This is a genomic window from Ruegeria sp. YKSF57 (assembly GCF_059612585.1).
Map to the genome: position 1 here is coordinate 1 of NZ_JBXWQW010000052.1, position 20,075 is coordinate 20,075.

20 protein-coding genes are annotated in these 20,075 nt (G+C 61.9%); 17 read left to right on the plus strand and 3 right to left on the minus strand.

All coding sequences use genetic code 11. The features are described from left to right. From AC2FLX_RS18350 to AC2FLX_RS18400, 11 genes are all read left to right on the plus strand, one after another. A partial coding sequence (locus AC2FLX_RS18350; protein WP_496875493.1) for a DUF6537 domain-containing protein occupies positions 1-1,896 on the plus strand: 1,896 nt, incomplete at its 5' end. A gap of 78 nt (positions 1,897-1,974) precedes the next feature. Continuing rightward, the gene (locus tag AC2FLX_RS18355; protein ID WP_496809643.1) at positions 1,975-2,853 is read left to right on the plus strand and encodes a lysophospholipid acyltransferase family protein; all 879 of its coding nucleotides are present in this window, start codon (positions 1,975-1,977) and stop codon (positions 2,851-2,853) included. Between the two features lie 7 nt (positions 2,854-2,860). After that, entirely contained in the window at positions 2,861-3,670 is an 810-nt protein-coding gene (locus tag AC2FLX_RS18360; protein ID WP_496809642.1) for a glutamate racemase, read from the plus strand. A gap of 93 nt (positions 3,671-3,763) precedes the next feature. After that, on the plus strand, positions 3,764-4,792 hold the full coding sequence (gene argC / locus AC2FLX_RS18365) for an N-acetyl-gamma-glutamyl-phosphate reductase (RefSeq protein ID WP_496809641.1): 1,029 nt from the start codon (positions 3,764-3,766) through the stop codon (positions 4,790-4,792). 7 nt (positions 4,793-4,799) lie between these two features. After that, positions 4,800-5,246: a cytochrome c maturation protein CcmE gene (gene ccmE / locus AC2FLX_RS18370; RefSeq protein ID WP_496809640.1), complete on the plus strand. Its 447-nt coding sequence runs from the start codon at positions 4,800-4,802 to the stop codon at positions 5,244-5,246. Positions 5,247-5,366: 120 nt separating this feature from the next. Continuing rightward, positions 5,367-5,978 (plus strand): holin-associated N-acetylmuramidase, encoded by a 612-nt coding sequence (locus AC2FLX_RS18375; protein ID WP_496809639.1) that lies wholly within the window; start codon positions 5,367-5,369, stop codon positions 5,976-5,978. Beyond that, positions 5,969-6,547, plus strand: coding sequence for a holin family protein (locus tag AC2FLX_RS18380; RefSeq protein WP_496809638.1), 579 nt, complete (start codon positions 5,969-5,971; stop codon positions 6,545-6,547). Before AC2FLX_RS18375 ends, AC2FLX_RS18380 begins: the two co-directional genes overlap by 10 nt. 75 nt (positions 6,548-6,622) lie before the next feature. Beyond that, positions 6,623-8,587: a heme lyase CcmF/NrfE family subunit gene (locus tag AC2FLX_RS18385; protein ID WP_480748384.1), complete on the plus strand. Its 1,965-nt coding sequence runs from the start codon at positions 6,623-6,625 to the stop codon at positions 8,585-8,587. Beyond that, on the plus strand, positions 8,584-9,039 hold the full coding sequence (locus tag AC2FLX_RS18390) for a cytochrome c-type biogenesis protein (RefSeq protein ID WP_480748385.1): 456 nt from the start codon (positions 8,584-8,586) through the stop codon (positions 9,037-9,039). Before AC2FLX_RS18385 ends, AC2FLX_RS18390 begins: the two co-directional genes overlap by 4 nt. Positions 9,040-9,114: 75 nt before the next feature. Beyond that, on the plus strand, positions 9,115-9,891 hold the full coding sequence (locus AC2FLX_RS18395; RefSeq protein ID WP_480748386.1) for an enoyl-CoA hydratase-related protein: 777 nt from the start codon (positions 9,115-9,117) through the stop codon (positions 9,889-9,891). A gap of 41 nt (positions 9,892-9,932) precedes the next feature. After that, entirely contained in the window at positions 9,933-11,492 is a 1,560-nt protein-coding gene (locus tag AC2FLX_RS18400; protein WP_480748387.1) for a trypsin-like peptidase domain-containing protein, read from the plus strand. Here the strand turns inward: AC2FLX_RS18400 and bmt are convergent, their stop codons facing one another. Both bmt and AC2FLX_RS18410 read right to left on the minus strand, forming a co-directional pair. Further along, the gene (bmt, locus tag AC2FLX_RS18405; protein ID WP_480748388.1) at positions 11,493-12,509 is read right to left on the minus strand and encodes a betaine--homocysteine S-methyltransferase; all 1,017 of its coding nucleotides are present in this window, start codon (positions 12,507-12,509) and stop codon (positions 11,493-11,495) included. 143 nt (positions 12,510-12,652) lie between these two features. After that, positions 12,653-12,973: a DUF1476 domain-containing protein gene (locus tag AC2FLX_RS18410; RefSeq protein ID WP_480748389.1), complete on the minus strand. Its 321-nt coding sequence runs from the start codon at positions 12,971-12,973 to the stop codon at positions 12,653-12,655. 161 nt (positions 12,974-13,134) lie between these two features. On the opposite strand from AC2FLX_RS18410, the gene purC reads away from it, so the two are divergent. The 6 genes from purC to AC2FLX_RS18440 all read left to right on the plus strand — a co-directional run bounded on the left by purC (position 13,135) and on the right by AC2FLX_RS18440 (position 19,099). Next, positions 13,135-13,890: a phosphoribosylaminoimidazolesuccinocarboxamide synthase gene (gene purC, locus AC2FLX_RS18415; RefSeq protein ID WP_480748390.1), complete on the plus strand. Its 756-nt coding sequence runs from the start codon at positions 13,135-13,137 to the stop codon at positions 13,888-13,890. 89 nt (positions 13,891-13,979) lie between these two features. Beyond that, positions 13,980-14,210 (plus strand): phosphoribosylformylglycinamidine synthase subunit PurS, encoded by a 231-nt coding sequence (purS, locus tag AC2FLX_RS18420; protein ID WP_480748391.1) that lies wholly within the window; start codon positions 13,980-13,982, stop codon positions 14,208-14,210. Between the two features lie 3 nt (positions 14,211-14,213). Further along, positions 14,214-15,257 (plus strand): zinc-dependent alcohol dehydrogenase family protein, encoded by a 1,044-nt coding sequence (locus AC2FLX_RS18425; protein ID WP_496743817.1) that lies wholly within the window; start codon positions 14,214-14,216, stop codon positions 15,255-15,257. Positions 15,258-15,268: 11 nt separating this feature from the next. Next, positions 15,269-15,937 carry a phosphoribosylformylglycinamidine synthase subunit PurQ gene (gene purQ, locus AC2FLX_RS18430; RefSeq protein WP_496743818.1) on the plus strand — a complete coding sequence of 223 codons (669 nt, stop codon included), beginning with the start codon at positions 15,269-15,271 and terminating at the stop codon, positions 15,935-15,937. Between the two features lie 36 nt (positions 15,938-15,973). Beyond that, the gene (locus AC2FLX_RS18435; protein WP_480748394.1) at positions 15,974-17,752 is read left to right on the plus strand and encodes a sensor histidine kinase; all 1,779 of its coding nucleotides are present in this window, start codon (positions 15,974-15,976) and stop codon (positions 17,750-17,752) included. 12 nt (positions 17,753-17,764) lie between these two features. Further along, a complete protein-coding gene (locus AC2FLX_RS18440; RefSeq protein ID WP_480748395.1) occupies positions 17,765-19,099 on the plus strand; it encodes a sigma-54-dependent transcriptional regulator in 1,335 nt (444 codons plus the stop codon). Positions 19,100-19,106: 7 nt separating this feature from the next. On the opposite strand, the gene AC2FLX_RS18445 is transcribed toward AC2FLX_RS18440, so the two are convergent. Next, entirely contained in the window at positions 19,107-19,844 is a 738-nt protein-coding gene (locus AC2FLX_RS18445) for an alpha/beta hydrolase (RefSeq protein ID WP_496809637.1), read from the minus strand. Positions 19,845-20,075 lie beyond the last annotated feature (231 nt).

The window sequence follows — 20,075 nt, forward strand, 5'->3', positions numbered from 1 at the left end:
GCGATCCGGGCCGCTCTGGCTGCGGGCACGAACATCACATTCAAGATCCTGTTCAATGATGCGGTCGCCATGACCGGCGGCCAGCACAACGAAGGCGATCTGACTGCCGACCGGATCGTGCGTGAAGTGCATGCAATGGGTGTTCGGCACATTGCGGTGGTCTACGACGAAAAAGAGGATGTGGACTTCAAGACCCTGCCGTCTGGCGTGAAAACCTTCGAGCGCGCGGATTTGCCGAATGTCCAGAAAACGTTCCGCGACATCGAAGGCGTTTCCGTTATCGTCTATATCCAGACCTGCGCAGCCGAGAAGCGCCGTCGCCGCAAACGCGGCAGCTTTCCTGACCCGGACAAGCGGGTGTTCATCAATACCGACATCTGCGAAGGCTGTGGCGATTGCGGCGTGCAATCGAACTGCGTCTCGATCGTGCCCAAGGAAACCGAACTGGGCCGAAAGCGGGCCATCGATCAGTCAAGCTGCAACAAGGATTTCTCCTGCCTCAACGGCTTCTGCCCGTCCTTCGTGACCGTGGAAGGGGCCAGGATCCGCAAAGAGGCAACGACCGAAATCGACATTCCGCACCTGCCGATGCCGACGCTGCCGGAAATTGACGGCACCCATAACGTCGTGATCACCGGTGTCGGTGGCACCGGCGTCGTGACCATCGGCGCGGTACTGGCGCAAGCCGCGCAGATCGACGGCAAGGGCGCTGGAATGATGGAGATGGCCGGCCTCGCCCAAAAAGGCGGTGCGGTTCAGATCAACTGCCGGCTGGCGAACAAGCCCGAAGATATCAGCGCGATCCGTGTCGCCACGGGCGAGGCACACACTCTGATCGGTGGCGATCTGGTGGTATCTGCCGGGGCCAAGACGCTTGGCCTGACGCAGACCGGAAAAACCGGCGCCGTGGTCAACAGCCACGAGATCATCACTGGCGATTTCACCCGCAATACCGAATTCCAGATTCCGGCGGATCGCCTGACGCTGGCATTGCAGGCGCGGCTGAAGGACAAGCTCGACTTGTTCGACGCTTCGGAACTGGCACGCGCCGTTATGGGGGATTCGATCTATTCCAACATGATGATCTTTGGCGCTGCCTGGCAGCGGGGCCTGTTGCCGATCAGTCATGATGCGATCCTGGAAGCGATCGACCTGAACGGTGCTGCCGTGGAACGCAACAAGCGAGCGTTCGAAATCGGGCGCTGGGCGGTTCTGCATCCCGATGAAGTGGCGAACATAGTTCAGCCCAACGTTGTCGATCTGCCAAAGACACTTGATGAAAAGATCGACTACCGCGCCGATCTTCTGGTCGACTATCAGGGCAAGCGGTTGGCCAAGCGCTATCGCAAGATGCTGGATGGTATTGACGACACCGGTCTCAAAGAAGCGCTGGCCGAAGGGTACCACAAGCTTTTGGCCTACAAGGACGAATACGAAGTTGCCCGGATGTTGCTGAGCAGTCGCGAAAAAGCGGCGGAAGAGTTCGACGGCGACCTGAAGATGACGCTCCACCTTGCTCCGCCGATCTTTGGCGGAATGGGGCCGGACGGACGCCCGAAAAAACGCGAATATGGCGAATGGATGCTGGGGCCGCTCAAGCTCCTGTCGCGGATGAAGGCGCTGCGTGGGACGCCGCTTGACCCCTTCGGCTTCAGTGCCGAACGAAGGATGGAGCGCGCGCTGATCCGGCAATACGAAAAGGACATGAAAGAGGTCCTGCCCAAGCTGACGCCGCAATCCCGCGAAGCGATCATTGCGCTGGCGCGTCTGCCTTTGGATATCCGGGGTTTCGGGCCAGTGAAAGTGGCATACGAAGCCAAGGCCGCAAAACGGCGCGAAGAGCTGCTGGCAGTGATCCGTCAAGGCGGGCCAGAGGTCAGGAACGCCGCCGAATAAACCGTCACACTCCGGTTACAGAGGCTTTGCAAAAACGGTGTCCGCCCTTATCTAGCGGGCATCGAATCGGAGTGTGCCATGCCTTCGCACCGTCATATCGCACGCGACATCACCTACGCGCATTCCGCCGCCACGCGGGGCGGGCGAGCGGTGATCCGGCTGATGGAAAACACAACCGGGCGGCTGCGCCTGATCAAGCGGGCGGACGGGTACGAAAACGAGGTCGCCGCCGGGCGCGATTTCTGGGCCGTCATGGTCGAGCGTTACGGACTGACGCTGGATGTCATGGGCGGTTCGCTGTCGAATATTCCCAATCAAGGCCCGCTGATTCTGATTGCGAACCATCCCTACGGAATTCTCGACGGTCTGATGATGGGGCACATCCTGTCGCAGACTCGGGGCGATTTCCGGATCTTGGCCAATCGGGTATTCCGCAAGGCAGAGGATCTGGATCGGGTTGTTCTGCCCGTGTCATTCGATGACACCAAGGAGGCGGTCAAGACGAACCTTGATACCCGGCGCGTGTCGCTTGATTACCTCAGCGAGGGTGGGGCGATTGGCATCTTTCCCGGCGGCACCGTCAGCACCTCTGCCCGGCTGTTCTCGCACCCCATGGACCCGGGTTGGCGCGGGTTCACCGCGCGTATGATCGGAAAATCCAACGCGGTCGTTGTGCCCCTGTTCTTCGACGGCCATACCTCGCGCCTGTTCCAGATCGCCAGCCACCTGCACAGCACTTTGCGCATGGGGCTGCTGATCAAGGAGTTCAGGAAACGGGTCGATACACCCGTGCGTGTGGCGGTCGGTAACCCCATCGGACGCGACATTCTGGACCCGTTGTCGCGCGACACGCGCAAGATGATGGATTTTCTTCGCAAAGCCACGTATGAGCTGTCTCCGGAGCCGTTGAAATCGTATGACTACGGCTATGAATTCGAGGAACGGCATCGCGCCTGAAGGTCAAATGGCAGTAGGTATCTTTGATTCCGGATTGGGCGGTCTGACCGTTCTAAACGCCGCGCAGAAACGTCTGCCGGACGTCGATTTCCTGTACTATGCCGACAGCGCCCATGCGCCCTATGGCGTTCGGGACGCCGAGGATATCTATCAACTGACCCGCAGCGCGGTGTATGACCTCTGGGGTCGGGGCTGCAACCTTGTGATTCTGGCCTGCAACACCGCCAGCGCCGCCGCTCTGCGGCGGATGCAGGAGGCGGGGGTGCCCAAAGGCAAGCGCGTGCTGGGCGTCTTCGTTCCCTTGATCGAGGCCCTGACCGAACGGCAATGGGGCGACAACTCACCGCCGCGCGAGGTGGAAACCAAGCATGTCGCGCTGTTTGCAACCCCTGCGACTGTGGCCAGCCGCGCCTTCCAGCGTGAACTTGCTTTCCGCGCCATCGGCGTGGATGTCGAGGCGCAAAGCTGTGGCGGCGTCGTCGACGCCATAGAAGAGGGCGACCTGATCCTGGCCGAAGCGCTCGTGCGCAGCCACGTTGATGCGCTCAGACGCAAGATGCCGCATCCGCAGGCCGCCATTCTGGGTTGTACGCACTATCCGTTGATGGAATCCACGTTCCAGGAAGCGCTGGGGCCGGACGTCAAGGTGTTCAGTCAGGGCGCGCTGGTGGCCGACAGTCTGGCCGATTACCTTGAACGGCACCCCAACATGCTTGGCGAGGGGGCGGGCGGGTATCTGACCACCGGCAAACCGGGTTTTGTCAGCGACCGGGCGACGCAGTTCCTCCGACGACGGATCACCTTCGAGGCCGCCTGACTTCGGTCAAGGACGGTATTGATCCAATTTCCTATTTCCGTGACCGTCACATCGGCGGTCAACACATGTGACACCCAAGAGAAGAGGTCTGACATGACCCACAAGATCGCAATTCTGGGCGCATCCGGTTACACCGGCGCCGAACTGGTGCGGCTGATCGCCGAGCACCCGAACATGGACATCGTGGCACTCGCCGCCGAGCGCAAGGCAGGCCAGAGCATGGCCGAAGTCTTTCCGCATCTGCGGCATCTCGACCTGCCGGTGTTGTGCAGGATCGACGAGATCGATTTCGACCAGATCGACCTGTGTTTCTGCGCGCTTCCCCACAAGACCAGCCAGGAGATCATTCGCGATCTGCCCAAGACGCTGAAAATCGTGGACCTTTCCGCCGATTTCAGGCTGCGCGACCCGGCCGAATACCAGAAGTGGTACGGCAATCCGCATGCCGCGTTGGAGTGCCAGGCCGAGGCCGTCTATGGCCTGACCGAGTTCTACCGCGACGAAATCAAAGGCGCGCGGCTGGTGGCGGGCACCGGATGTAACGCCGCAACAGGTCAATATGTTTTGCGGCCCCTGATTTCAGCAGGGGTGATTGATCTGGATGACATCATTCTCGATCTGAAATGCGCGGTTTCCGGGGCAGGGCGGGCGTTGAAGGAAAACCTCCTGCACGCCGAGCTGAGCGAAGGCTACAACGCCTATGCCATCGGCGGCACCCACCGGCATTTAGGCGAATTCGATCAGGAATTCTCCAGGATCGCCGGTCGTACCGTGCATGTGCAGTTCACGCCGCATCTGATCCCGGCCAATCGGGGCATTCTGGCCACCACTTACGTGCATGGTGATCCCCACAGCGTCTATGAAACCCTGTGCGATGCCTATGAAAACGAACCCTTTATCCAGATGCTGCCTTTTGGCGAGGCACCTTCGACCCATCACGTAAGGGGTTCGAACTTCTGCCATATCGGGGTGACCGCCGACCGGATCGAACGGCGCGCCATCGTGATCGGTGCGCTGGATAACCTGACAAAAGGTAGCAGTGGCCAAGCCTTGCAGAACGCCAACCTGATGTTAGGTGAGCCTGAAACGACGGGCCTGATGATGGCCCCGCTATTCCCGTGAGGACGACATGAAATCGCTCAAGAAACGACGCCGCGTACAAGTTATTCTGCTGGCCGTGGTGGCCCTCGCGGTGGCGACCGGTTTGATTGGGTACGCGATGCGCGACGGCATCAACTTTTTCCGCGCGCCCAGCCAGATCATAGCCGAACCGCCGGAACCGACCGAAGTGTTCCGGATGGGCGGGCTGGTCGAAGAAGGCACATTGGTGCGTGGGCAGGGCGAGACGGTGCAGTTCTCGGTGACTGATGGCGGCGAAAGCGTGCCAGTGGTCTTTACCGGCGTTCTACCTGACTTGTTTGCCGAGAAACAGGGCATGATCGGCACGGGCCGTTACGTGAACGGTGTCTTTGAAGCAACTGAAATTCTTGCAAAACACGACGAAACCTACATGCCGAAAGAGGTGATGGACGCACTCAAGGATCAAGGCGTCTACAAGGAGCCCGGCGAAAGCTGATCTTGCCACCGCTTGATTCCGAACTGTTCCATCAGGGCGTTGCACATGCAACGCCCTGTTTGCTTGCGCAGGGTAAACCCTTTGTGGCGCAGCGTCTGGCCGGACTTGCGGAGGGTTGGCATGCAGTCGGTAAGACAGATCGCCGGAGAAATCGTTGCGCGCGAGGGTGGTTTCGTAAACGACCCGGACGATCCGGGTGGGGCAACGAAATATGGGGTCACAATCCACACGATGCGCCGCTTGGGGCTGGATCTGGACAAGGACGGCACATTCGGTGTTTCGGATGTCCGGCAACTGACGCGCGGACAGGCCGTCGAGGTCTTTCTTGTGCACTATTTCCGAAAACCCCGGATCGGCGAGATGCCGGAGTCATTGCAGGCGCCCTTGTTCGACATGTACGTCAATGCAGGATCACAGGCGGTGCGCATCTTGCAAACCTTGCTGCGCGACATGGGATTCGATCTGGCCGTGGATGGCCTGATCGGGCCACAATCCGTTCGCTCAGCATTCGAGGCTTCGCGCCCGAATGCCCTGATTTTGCGGGACGCCTACGGCATCGCGCGCCGCAACTACTACTTCCGCCTTGCCGATCAACGACCGGCGTCACGCAAATACGTGCGCACCAGAAGCGCAGGCAAGGGAGGTTGGATCAAACGGGCCGAGGCTTTCATCTCGCCCCGCTATCATCTGAATGAAAAGGATTTTCTGGAAAGGATCGCGTCATGGGGTTGATTTCGGGCATCCTGGGTTTCCTGTTCGGTAACGGCCGCAACCTGGTCGCCGAAACTGCCGAAGTGTTCCGCGAGAATGCCGAGGCAGGGGCCGGGCGTCAGCTGACCCTGCAAACCCAGGCCATGGGACAGTTCGGCGCCGAATTCTCGGTGCCGCGAAAAGGCGGGTTCGACCGGTTCGTGGATGGGCTGAACCGCTTGCCACGCCCCGCGCTGGCCTTCGGTACACTGGGCCTGTTTGTTGCCGCAATGGTTGATCCGCTGTGGTTCGCCGAACGGATGCAGGGCATTGCATTGGTGCCCGAACCCCTTTGGTGGTTGCTCGGGGTGATCGTGTCTTTCTATTTCGGCGCGCGGCATCAGGCCAAGTCACAGGATTTTCAGCGTGAAATCGCCGGGGTCGTCGAACGGGTCCCGCAGGTCACCCGGAATATCGCCGCACTTCGCGAGATGCGGGCTGACAGCCCCGGCGCGGCTGATCCGGACGGCGACGCGGCGCTGACGGTTTCCACGGTGGAGGCACAGGAAAACCCCGCCCTTGAGGACTGGCGCAAGCAGCGCAGGGGCTGAGCCGCGACACTTTGTGCGGGTCCGCGGGGCGAAAGTGATTGGAACCTCCCCGGGCCTCGCAGTATATACCGGGCCATGATTACAGAGCTTGGCCATTTCGCCCTGATCCTCGCCTTTCTGGTTGCCATCGTGCAATCGGTTGTCCCGCTCGTCGGAGCACACAAACGCTGGTCCGGGTGGATGGCGATGGCCGAACCCGCCGCGATGGTGCAGTTTTTGCTGACCTCCTTTGCGTTTGGCGCACTGGTCTGGGCCTTCGTTACCTCGGACTTCTCGCTCAGGGTCGTCGTGCAGAACAGCCACTCGGCCAAGCCGATGATCTACAAGATCAGCGGCACCTGGGGGAACCACGAAGGCTCGATGCTGTTGTGGGTGCTGATCGTGACCCTGTTCGGGGCCATGGCGGCCTGGTTCGGCGGCGGCCTGCCGCCCACTCTGAAAGCGCGCGTGCTGGCGGTGCAATCGGCCATCGCGGTTGCATTCTTCGGCTTCATCCTGTTCACCTCGAACCCGTTCGAACGCCTGATCGTGGCGCCCTTTGACGGGCAGGACCTGAACCCTTTGCTGCAAGACCCGGGTTTGGCCTTCCACCCGCCGTTCCTCTACCTTGGATATGTCGGCCTCAGCATGGCCTTCAGCTTCGCCGTGGCCGCCCTGATCGAAGGCCGCGTGGACGCCGCGTGGGGCCGCTGGGTAAGGCCGTGGACGCTGGCTGCGTGGATTTTCCTGACCATCGGCATCGCGCTGGGGTCGTGGTGGGCTTATTACGAACTGGGCTGGGGCGGTTTCTGGTTCTGGGACCCGGTCGAAAACGCGTCTTTCATGCCGTGGCTTCTGGCGGCGGCGTTGCTGCACTCGGCCATCGTTGTCGAGAAACGCGAAGCGCTGAAAAGCTGGACGATCCTGCTGGCGATCATCGCCTTCGGGTTCTCGCTGATCGGCACGTTCATCGTGCGTTCGGGTCTCCTGACCTCGGTGCACGCCTTTGCCAATGACCCGGAACGTGGCGTGTTCATCCTGTTCATCATGGCATTCTTCATCGGCGGCGCGCTGACCTTGTTCGCGGCGCGCGCGCAGGCGATGGAGGCCAAGGGCGTGTTCGGCATGGTCAGCCGCGAAAGCGCACTGGTGCTGAACAACATCCTGCTTGCCGTTGCGTGTTTCGTGGTCTTCTTCGGCACTCTCTGGCCGATCGTGGCCGAGATGGCCTTTGACCGTAAACTGTCGGTCGGCGCTCCTTTCTTCAACGCAGCCTTCACCCCGTTCATGGTCGCCCTGGGCATCATCCTGCCGCTTGGCTCCATGCTGCCCTGGAAACGCGGCAAGCTGGGCAAGGCGGCCTGGTCGCTGCGCTACGCGTTTGGCCTTGCCGTCGCGCTGGCGTTGCTGGTCTGGGTCATGCAGACGGGGCGCAGCGCCCTTGGGCCGGTCGGCCTGTTCCTGGGCGCCTGGATCACCTTTGGGGCCGCCGTCGATCTTTGGGGCCGGACCGGCCGCAAGGGCAGCTTAAGCCGCATGATGCGCCTGCCGCGCGCCGATTGGGGCAAGGCGGTCGCACATTCCGGGCTGGGCATCACCATGTTCGCCATCGCGGGACTCATGGCCTGGGAGGTCGAGGATATTCGCGTGGCGCAAATGGGCGAGCCTTTCGAGGTCGGCGGTTTCACCCTGACGCTTCAGGACGTACGGCGCGTTGACGGGCCGAACTATGTCTCGACCATGGGCACCGTGAAGATCGAGAAAAACGGCCGCGTCATCACCATGCTCAACCCTGAGAAACGGGACTACCCGGTGTCCCGGATGCCGACGACCGAGGCCGCCATCGACTACCGCTTCCTGCGCGATCTCTATGTGGTCATCGGCGATCGTCAACTGGACGGCAGCTGGACCATGCGGACCTATATCAAACCATTTGCCAACTGGATCTGGGGCGGCTCGATCCTGATGGCGCTTGGCGGGTTGCTGTCCCTGACGGACCGGCGTTTCCGCGTCGCCGCCGGCGCGCGCAGATCCCCCCAGGCCGGAGTGCCCGCAGAATGAAACGGCTGATCCTGATCCTGATGCTGTTGGCCAGCCCCGTTCTGGCCGTGCAACCCGACGAAGTGCTGGATGACCCGGTGCTGGAAGGGCGCGCGCGCGAACTCAGCCAGGGCTTGCGCTGCCTCGTCTGCCGCAATGAAAGCATCGACGAAAGCAACGCGGAACTGGCCCGTGACCTGCGCATTCTGGTGCGCGAACGTCTGGTGGCGGGAGACACGGATGAAGAGGCGATCGACTTCATCGTCGACCGCTATGGCGAATACGTCCTGCTCAAACCAACGGCCAGTGGCGCGAACTGGCTTTTGTGGCTGGCCGGGCCAATCATGTTGCTGGTCGCGGCAATCATGGGCTGGAATTTCGTTCGCAACAGATCCAGCAGGAAAACGGTGCCGTCCGAGGCCGACCTCAGCGATCAGGAAAAGGAACGGCTGCGCCAAATTCTCGAAGAGTGACGCGCGGTTCCGCTTTCCCATAACGTCAGGTTGCGCCAGTTTGCGTTCAAACGGAACGCAGGCGAGGGGCATCCCATGCAGTATGACACCATCACGTTCGAGATTGCCGATAACCTGGCGGTCCTGACGCTGAACCGGCCCGAGAAGATGAACGCGCTGACAAGCCAGATGCGGGCCGAGATCACCTATGCAATGCACGAAGGCGCAAAGCACGCGCGTGCCATTGTCCTGACCGGGGCGGGCGGGGCGTTCTGCACCGGGCAGGACCTGGGCGATGCCTCCAGCACCGGCAAGATCGATCTGGAACGCGCCTTGCGCGACGAATACGAACCGATGCTGCAATCGGTCTATGACTGCCCGGTGCCCACCATTGCCGCCGTGAACGGCCCTGCCGCCGGGGCGGGCGCAAACCTGGCCTTGTGTGCGGACGTCGTCATCGCTGCCAAGAGCGCCTATTTTCTGCAGGCTTTTGCGCGGATCGGCCTGATGCCGGATGCGGGCGGCACATGGTTCATGCCGCGCCAGATGGGGTTCGCTAAGGCGATGGGTGCGGCCCTTTTCGCCGACAAGATCAGCGCGCGTCAGGCCGAAGACTGGGGACTGATCTGGGAAGCGGTCGCCGACGATGACTTCGAGGCGCATTGGCGCAAGCGCGCGGCCTATCTGGCCAGTGGTCCGACTGCGGGGTTCGCCGCGATCAAAAGGGCAATCCGTGGCAGCTATGACCGGACGTTGCCCGAACAGCTGGCGGTCGAGGCGCATCTGCAGGGCGAATGCGGCCGCACCCGCGATTTCGCCGAAGGCGTCGTGGCGTTTCTGGAAAAGCGTCCGCCAAGGTTCGAGGGCCGCTAAGCCATTGACAGACAGGGGCAGCAGGGCGTCATGATCGGTATATGACTGCACCGACCCCCAGCCCCTGCGCGGCGGTCCTTGAACATCTGACCGGCAAGAACCGCGGCCATTACTCTTGGATCACCGCCGATGCGATGGACATCTGGCTGGATCAGTCCGGCGGTCTTCGTGTTTTGCCGCCCGGAGCGCAGCTGCCTGATGGGACGTTCGCCGCCCGCGTGCTGAGGGATTGCGAAACCTTTTCGGTCGAGGCATCGGGCGGTGTCGACATCTGGGTCAACCGGCGTGCGGTGCAAAAGGCCGAGTTGAAACAGGGCGACATGATCGAGTTCGGGGAAACCGGCCCCTTGTCCCGGCTCCGGATATACGATGACCTGACCCGCCCCAAGCCGACATTCGCCGAAATTCTGGACGACGCGATGTGCTATCTGCGCAGCAGCCGCAAACCGTTCTTCCGACGCTTGAGCCGCGCGGTTCTTGGAACGCTCCGAAGAACCGCCACCGACACCAGCTTGCTGTTTCGCGCCGGCGTCCTGCTTGCCTTGGCCGTGCTGACGCTCGCCGTGGTGCTGCAATATCGCGAAGACCGGACCCTTAGGGCACAAATGGAAAGCGGCCAGTTTCAGGTCGATTCCCTCGCCGCAGCCTTGTCCGAGGCACAGCGCGATGCGCTGCACCCCGGTGATCTCGCGGCGCTCGAGGAAGATTTCCGCAACCGGCTATCCGTGAATACCGAACGCCTTCAGTCGCTCGAGGCACAGTCCCAGGCCGCGATGCGCGTTGTCGGACAGGCGGCGGCATCGGTGGCGTTCCTTCAGGGCGGCTATGGGCTGCGGCACCGGGAAAGCGGGCAAATGCTGCGGCAGGTCGTGGATGCAGGCGGCGTACCGATCCGCTTGCCCAACGGGCAGCCGATGCTGTCGCTCGACGGCAATGGTCCGGTGGCCGAGGTTCAGTTCAACGGAACCGGTTTCGTTCTGTCGGATCGCCCGGTGATCGTGACCAACCGGCATGTGGCCGTACCCTGGGATGACGAACCCGGTGTCCGCTTGGGCGGCGAAGTGATGGAACCGGTGATGACACGCTTTGTGGGGTACTTCCCGGGTGGGATCGGGCCGATTGATCTGGCACCGGGCACCGTCAGCGAAACGGCGGACCTGGCGTTGCTTGCGCCAGTATCGCAAACCGATCTGCCGCCGGGCATTCCGCTGGCCGATGCCGCGCCGGTTCCAGGGCAAGAGGTGCTGGTCATGGGGTATCCGACCGGCTTGATGTCGCTGCTGACGCAATCGGGCGAAGAATTCGTGCAGGCGCTGCGGGAACGTGGCGAAACCGGGTTCTGGGACGTCGCCGCGCGGCTGTCCGAAGCAGGCCTGATGTCACCGCTATCCAGCCGCGGCATCGTGGGGCAGGCAACGACCGCTGCAATCGTCTATGACGCGGAAACCACGCATGGCGGCAGTGGCGGGCCGGTCCTGAACCTGCGCGGCGAAGTGGTGGCGGTCAACGCCGCCATCATCCCCGAGTTCGGTGGATCGAATTTCGGTGTCCCGGCCGCTCAGGTCCGGGCGCTGCTGCAGGCGCCCGGTGCAAGCCAGTGATCAGGCGCGGCGACGGCGGCGCGCCCGGCGCTCCGGACCTGCGGCGTCATCGCCGGTGCCGTCCGAGGCCGAGGTGAACGACCCAAGGGCCGCAGTTATCTGATCCAGCGTCGGACGCTCACCGCGGGGACGCGTATCCAGCGCCTCGCGCATCTTGCGCAGGTGTTCGGGCATGGTGCCGCAGCAGCCACCGATGATCTTCGCCCCGGCATCCCGCGCCATCGCCGCATAGTCACCCATCAAATCGGGCGTTCCGTCATAATGAATGTGACCATCCACGTATTTGGGAATTCCGGCATTGCCCTTCGAGATCAGCGGCCGCTCGGTGCCTTGTGCGGCGAACCCCAGAACCGTGCGCAGGATATCCGACGCGCCGGTGCCGCAGTTTGCGCCGAAGGCCAGCGGCGGATTGGGCAGGGTTTCCACCAGCTGCGCCAGATCCGACGATGTCACGCCCATCATGGTGCGCCCGGCAGTGTCGAAACTCATGGTGCCGCACCAGGGCATATCGGCCAGGGCAAAGGCCTCGGCCGCGGCGCGAAACTCCTCGGGCGCGCTGATGGTTTCCAGCCACAGCACGTCAACGCCGCCTTCCTTCAAGCCCTCGGCCTGTTCGTGAAACATCTCGACCGCGGCGGCATGCGACAGGCTGCCCACCGGCTCCATGATCTCGCCCGTCGGGCCAACCGATCCCGCCACGATCACCGTGCGACCGGCCTTGTCGGCCACCTCGCGGCCCAGTTCGGCCCCGATCCGGTTCAACTCGCGCACCCGGTCCTGCGCATCGTGCAGCTTCAGCCGGGCAGCGGTGCCGCCGAATGTGTTTGTCAGAAACAGATCGCTCCCGGCCTCGACCGACCCCCGATAAAGCGCCCGGATCTTGTCGGGCGCCTCGACATTCCACAACTCCGGCGCATCGCCCGATTGCAGGCCCATATTGAACAGGTTGGTGCCGGTGGCCCCATCCGCAAGGAGGGCATCCGAACTTGCCAGAAGGTCAGCAAATGCGTTGGTCATGGTCGCGATCCATATGTGGTATTTTGCAGTCACCAAAATGTGAGAGGCCCCGTGTCTCATGAACGGGGCGTCAAATCAAACTCATAAATCTCATGAAGATCATGAGGCGTGTACCAGATATCCGGAACTATCGACCGGAAAGGTCAGATTTCCGATTCCGTGAGAACCTGTTCCTTGGCTTCGACCAGCAGTTCGGACATTTTCAGGCGCACGGTCTGCTCGTCCGTCAGATCGCCGAGATAGCTCAGAACCGCGTTGACCACATCGTCCTCGCTGACGTGCTGAATGTCGGTGTGAACCAGTTCCTGACCGTATTGCTTGGCATGTTCAACGGTTTCGCCCTTCAGGGCCGATGCCCACACGGCCATGAACCGGTTGCGGCGCATCCGGGCCAGAAACTGCATCTGCTCGTCATGGGCGAATTTGGCTTCAAACGCGGCTTCGCGTTCGTCGAATGTGGTCATGGGATGCGTCCCCTTGAATATTTCTTCCTCAAATTACGTATGACGCCGCTATGCCGCATCCGCAAGAGGGTGCGGCCAGCTTGCGACACAAGAGCGCTTGGCTTAAGAGGGCGCAAACGCAGAGGGACTCACGTCCTCACCCCAATCCGGAAGGGTCGCACATGGCGCGTCGCAAGAAGATTTACGAAGGCAAGGCCAAGATCCTGTATGAAGGCCCCGAACCGGGAACCATCGTGCAGTATTTCAAGGATGACGCGACCGCGTTCAATGCCGAAAAGAAGGACGTCATCGAAGGCAAGGGCGTGCTGAACAACCGCCTGAGCGAGTTCTTCATGACCGGATTGAACCAGATCGGCGTGCCGACGCATTTCATACGCCGCCTGAACATGCGCGAACAGCTGGTACGCTCGTGCGAGATCATCCCGCTCGAGGTGATCGTGCGCAACTATGCCGCCGGTTCCATGAGCAAACGCCTGGGCATCGCCGAAGGCACGCAGCTGCCGCGCCCGATCGTCGAATACTGCTACAAGGACGACGCCCTGGGCGATCCGATGGTGACCGAAGAGCATATCGCCGCCTTCGGCTGGGCCAGCCAGCAGGACATGGACGATATCCTCAGCCTGGCGTTGCGGGTCAACGATTTCATGAGCGGCCTGATGCTGGCCGTCGGTATCCGCCTGATCGATTTCAAGATCGAAATCGGCCGCGTCTATGATGGCGATTTCCAGCGGCTCGTCGTGGCCGACGAAATCAGCCCCGACAGCTGCCGCCTGTGGGATATCGAGACCGGCCAGAAACTGGACAAGGACGTGTTCCGGCGCGATCTGGGCAGCCTGACCGATGCCTATTCCGAAGTGGCGCGCCGTCTGGGCGTTCTGCCGAAAAGCCAGGTGGCCAAGCCAACCCTGATCAACTGACCGCACCGCCCGTGATGGGCGGCGCATTCGAGTATTTGTGGAAAGATGAAGCCTCAGGGGTTTCTCAAGCAAGCCGAGGGACGGACAAGATGAAGGCACGGGTGCATGTGATGCTTAAGAACGGGGTTCTGGACCCGCAGGGCGAAGCGGTGCGTCATGCATTGGGCGCGATGGGCTTCGACAAGGTCGAGGGCGTGCGTCAGGGCAAGGTGATCGACCTGGAACTGGCCGAAGGCGCCACCGAGGCCGATGTCGCCGAGATGTGCGAAAAGCTTCTCGCCAACACCGTGATCGAACGTTACGAGATCGAACTGGCCTGACGCATGCGGGCCGCGCGTCTGACAGCCTACCGACAGCCGCTGGAGCTGACGACCGTGCCGGATCCGACCCCGGATGCCGATGGCGTGGTCGTGCGCGTTCTGGCCTGCGGCGTCTGCCGGTCGGACTGGCACGCCTGGTCCGGTTCTGACCCGGATGTGGTGTTGCCGATGACGCCCGGCCACGAATTCTGCGGCGAGGTTGTCGCTGTCGGCGCAGACGTGACACGGTTGCGCGTCGGCGACCGTGTGATTGCCCCGTTCATTCTGGCCTGCGGAAAATGCGGCGATTGCTCGGCCGGAAACCAGACCATCTGCGCCGATCAGGTGGTGCCGGGCTTTACCTGCGACGGCGCCTTTGCCGAATATGTCGCCGTGGCCCATGCAGACGCAAACCTGACGGCGCTGCCAGACACTCTTGCGCCCGAGATTGCTGCGGCCCTTGGATGCCGCGTGACGACCGCCTGGCAGGCGCTGGTGGGTCGCGCCGCGATTCAGCCCGGCGAATGGCTGGCCGTTTTTGGTGGCGGTGGGGTCGGCATCTCGGCCCTCCTGCTGGGCCGTGCGCTGGGGGCCCGTGTCGCTGTCGTCGATATCAGCGACGACAAGCTTGATTATGCCCGCAAGCTGGGCGCGGACGCCGTCGTGAACGCCGCGACCTGTGATGCACCCCAGATGGTGCGCGAACTGACCGGCGGCGGCGCCCATGTCGGGGTCGAGGCGCTCGGCATCGAGGCGACGACCGTGGCCACCATGCGGTCGCTGCGAAAATTGGGCCGGATGGTCCAGATCGGCATGCCCGCAGGCGCACATACGCAGATGTCGCTGCCGATGGATGTGCTCTATTCCGGGCAGCTTGCCGTCTATGGCACGCGTGGCATGCCCAGCTGGCGCTATCCGTCCCTGTTGAACCTGATCGCAGGCGGACAGGTCGACCTTGCTCCGCTCGTGACCCGAACCATCGCCCTGAGCCAGGCAAGCGACGAGCTTGCCGCGTTCGACCGGCCTGCGCCCCCCGGTGTGGCCGTCATCACCGAATTTGTGACCTAGGAGGACCTGCCATGCGCGCAGCCGTAGTCGTATTCCCCGGATCGAACTGTGACCGTGATCTCGCCGTGGCCTTCGAGCAGGCGGGCTTTCAGGTCGACATGGTCTGGCACAAGGATGCAACCCTGCCGTCTGGCGTCGATATCGTTGGCGTTCCCGGCGGGTTTTCCTATGGCGACTATCTGCGCTGCGGCGCCATCGCCGCGCAGTCGCCGATCTGCAAGGCAGTGGTCGAGCATACCAATCGCGGCGGCTATGCCCTGGGTGTCTGCAATGGCTTTCAGATCCTGACCGAAACCGGCGTCCTGCCGGGTGCGCTGCTGCGCAATGCCGGCCTGAAATACATCTGCCGCACCGTCGGTCTCAAGGTCCAGACCAGCGCCAGCGCCTTCACGCAAGGCTACAACGCCGGTGACGTGATCGGCATTCCGATCGCCCACCACGACGGCAATTATTTTGCCGATGACGAAACCCTTGCCGCACTGCGCGATCAGGACCGGGTCGCATTCACCTATACCGAGAATCCGAACGGCTCGCGCGATGACATTGCCGGAATTCTTTCGGAAAACCGGAGAGTTCTGGGAATGATGCCGCATCCCGAACGCGCGGTTGATCAGGGCCACGGCGGCACCGACGGAACGGCGCTCTTTCGCGCATTGGCCGGGGTCCTGACGCCAGCTTGACTTGTGATGGCGCGCGAGGCGGCGTAGCCTTGGGGAATGAGTTCCGACGGTAAGATTTCCGACAAGGACCGCACTTCGTGGGTCCAGACCAGTTCGCTGGGCTGGCGTTTGCGCACGGTCGTTCTGTCCTTGCTGTTTCTTGCGGTCATCACCGTCTGGGTCACCAATACGCTGCTGACGCAACGATTCACGGAAAGCACGCGCAACCGGGCCGAACTGCGGTTGGCGCTGTATTCGGGCAACCTGCTCAGCGAATTGCGCCGGAACGCCATCGTTCCTCAGCTTCTGGCCCGAGACCCGACCTTGATTGCGGCGTTGCAGTCGAACGATTTTTCGTTGTCCACGCAGCGCCTGATCTCGTTCGTGGAAGAGATCGGCGCCGCCTCCCTGATGTTGCTGGACCGGGATGGCCGGTCGGTTGCCGCCACGGATCGGAACCGTCTGGGGGAAACTCATCGGGGCATGACCTATTTCGTGGATGCCCTGCGCTCCAATGCAACGATATTTTCGGTCATCCAGACGGAAGCGGGCGGCTACAGGTTCTTCTATTCCCGGCGTATCGAAAGCGGCTCCGAGGTTCTTGGCGTTATCGCTGTCGAGGTCGACTTGCAGAAGTTCGAACGCGCGTGGGCGGGAATTTCCGACGCGGTCATGGTTACCGACAGCACCGGAACAATCATCCTGTCCACCGAACCCCGCTGGCGCGGGCTGAACGAGAACGAAGCGTTGCAACGCCAGACGCCGCAAACCGCCATTCAGCGCGCGATACGGGCAACGACGGATTGGAGCGGCCTGCCCGCGGATGCCTATCTGCAGGGTGAGGCGGTGATGCGGATGGAATCCCGCATCCCGTTCCGGGGCTGGCAGATGACGTCCTTTACCACTTACGCCTCGATCCGCGAGCGGGTGAACAGCGTTTTGGCGCTGGAAATCATGGGCTTCGCGATTCTGTTGGCGCTGGCCTTCTATGCCCTCAGCCGGCGAACCGCGTTGCGCATGGCGCTGTTCCAGCGCGAGTCGGCGGAGCTTCGCGCACTGAACGCCAGGCTGCAGCGGGAAATTGCTGAACGCGAACGGGTTGAAAAGACGCTGGAAGTGGCGGAACAGACCCTTGCGCAAAGCTCGAAACTCGCCGCCCTGGGCGAGATGTCGGCCGCGGTCAGTCACGAGTTGAATCAACCGCTGGCAGCCATGAAGACCTATCTTGCCGGTGCGCGCCTTTTGCTGCGCCGCAACCGCCCCGAAGAGGCGCTGGCCAGCTTTGGCCGGATCGACGGCCTGATCGAACGTATGGGCGCGATCACACGCCAGCTCAAATCCTATGCGCGCAAGGGCGCGGATGCGTTTTCCCCCGTAAATCTTGGCGATGCGCTGGCCTCGTCCCTCTCGATGATGGAACCGCAGCTCAGGCAGCGGCACGTCAAGATCACCCAGATCCTGCCGGAAGACCCGGTTCTTGTGATGGGGGATCGGATGCGGATCGAACAGGTCATGGTGAACCTCTTGCGAAACGCGTTGGACGCCACCAAATCCGTATCCGAGCCGGATGTCGAAATCATCCTGGCCGCAGGTGACATGGCCGTCCTGACGGTGCGCGACAACGGGCATGGAATCGAGAATATCGAAAACCTGTTCGAGCCGTTCTATACGACCAAGCAACCGGGGGACGGTGTCGGTCTGGGGCTTGCCATCTCCTCCGGGATCGTGAACGACCATGGCGGAAGGCTTACGGCGCGAAATGCGCAGAATGGCGGCGCGGTGTTCGAGATGCAGTTGCCAATTTTGGACAAGGACGGCCTGGAGGCCGCTGAATAACGAGGAATGACTATGGCACAGGCCATGAAAATCGCCATCGTGGACGACGAACAGGATATGCGCCAATCGATCAGCCAGTGGCTGGCGTTGTCCGGGTACGACACGGAAACATTCGCAAGTGCCGAAGAGGCGCTCAAGGTGCTGGGGCCGGATTATCCGGGGATCGTGATTTCCGATATCAAGATGCCTGGGATGGATGGCATTCAGTTTCTCAAGAAACTGATGGGATCGGACAGCACCCTGCCGGTCATCATGATCACCGGTCATGGCGACGTGCCGATGGCGGTCGAAGCCATGCGTGTCGGCGCCTTCGATTTTCTGGAAAAGCCGTTCAACCCCGACCGCATGTCGGAACTGGCCAAACGCGCCAGCAATGCCCGCCGCCTGACACTCGACAACCGGGCACTGCGCCGCGAATTGTCGGGGGGCACCCAGATCATGAAAAAGCTGATCGGTGCCAGCCCGGTCATGGAACGCCTGCGCGAGGATATACTGGATCTGGGGCAGGCCGATGGTCATGTGCTGATCGACGGTGAAACCGGAACCGGCAAGACGCTCTGCGCTCATGCGCTGCACGCCGTTGGCAGCCGCGCGGGCAAGAAGTTCGTGCTGGTATCCTGCGCCGCCTTGGGAGAGGAGGCATTGTCCAAACGCCTCTTCGGCCCGATGCAGCCCGAAGACAGCCAGTTGCCCGCCATCGAAGAAGCGCGCGGTGGTACGCTGGTGCTGGAAGGTATCGAGGCCCTGAGCGACACGTTGCAAGCCCGACTTCTGAGCGTAGTGAACGAACAGGGGACACCTGCGGAAACCCGCATCGTGGCCATCTCGAACCTGCAGGAGGCCGGTAAGACAAGCGAGGACGTGCTGCGCCCCGACCTGTTCTATCGTCTCGCAGCCCTGCGGATCACGATGCCGCCGCTGCGCCAGCGCGGCGAAGACATCCTGACGCTGTTCACCCGTCTGAGCGAACAGTTCGCCGAAGAATACGGGTGCGACGCACCACAAGTGAGCGCGCAGGAAGCCGCGCAACTGCTGCAGGCGCCGTGGCCCGGAAACGTGCGACAGCTGATCAACATCGCCGAACGTGCCGTTCTGCAATCGCGTCGCGGCTCGGGTACTATTGCCTCGCTCCTGATGTCCGATCACGAAGAGATGCAGCCGGTGATGACGACCGAGGGCAAGCCGCTCAAGGAATATGTCGAAGCGTTCGAAAGGATGCTGATCGACAACACCATGCGCCGCCACAAGGGCTCGATCGCCTCGGTGATGGATGAACTGTGCCTGCCGCGCCGGACTTTGAACGAGAAGATGGCCAAGTATGGCCTGCAGCGTTCGGATTACCTCTGACGCATCCTCACTTCGGCAGTGACTCCGCAATATCCAGAAGCGCCGTGGCAATCGCTGCGGCGTTTTGCGTTATGTCGTGAGTTCCGGACAGTTCGACGTGCTGCCAGCCGCTTGCCGCTCGGGCGTCACGGGCCAGAGAGCGCAATGGGCTGTCGGTCATGGTGATCGCCACGCGGGGGATATCTCTTGGCAGCGGCCCATGGGTCAACTTGACCGCTCCGGTCAGCGACGCGAGGCTGACAGGGCGGGTCTGATCGCCATATCTTTCGACCAGCACCGGTGGCGGGGGCCACATTCCCAGATCGACGATATCCGGCGCGTTGATGACCAGCCATTGCAGGGTGCGGGTGTCGGCGGGGATGACTTCGGGTTCCGAATGTGTCGGCAGCACGCCTTCGATGAACACCACGGCCGCTATTTTGTCCCGACTGATATCCCAGGCAACGGTGGCCGGCCGCGTTCCGGCACTGTGCGCCACAAGGATCACGGGGCCGGACAAGGCATCGATAATTTCAGAAGTGTATGTGCCCTGATCGCCGACAGTGGTGGTGGCGCCGGTCATCGGAAGGTTCACGGCGGTCACATCTGCGCCGCCATCCTTCAGTACATCTGCGATGGGCCTCCAGTACATTTCGCTCACCCACGCCCCGTGGACCAGTACAAAATGAACACTTTCCTGGGCAACAGCCAAGGATGCGATGCCAAGGTGCAGCGTGAAGAACCCGAGGAAAAACCAGCTTTTCATCGTTTGATGGTTGGTCGAAGCCACAGAACCGTCAAGCCATTCCGGTCAGACGCATTCACTTTGCCCATTGTGTTTTCCGCAGGACTGCTTTTATTGTGACGGGACGGGCAGGGTGCATTCAGCGTCTATAAGCCCCGAATCATTGAGTTTCGCTGCTTTGCCGCAACTTTCGGACCACTTCCGGATGGCAACGCAGGCCGATTGTGCCTCTGATCAGAGGCAATGGAGTGC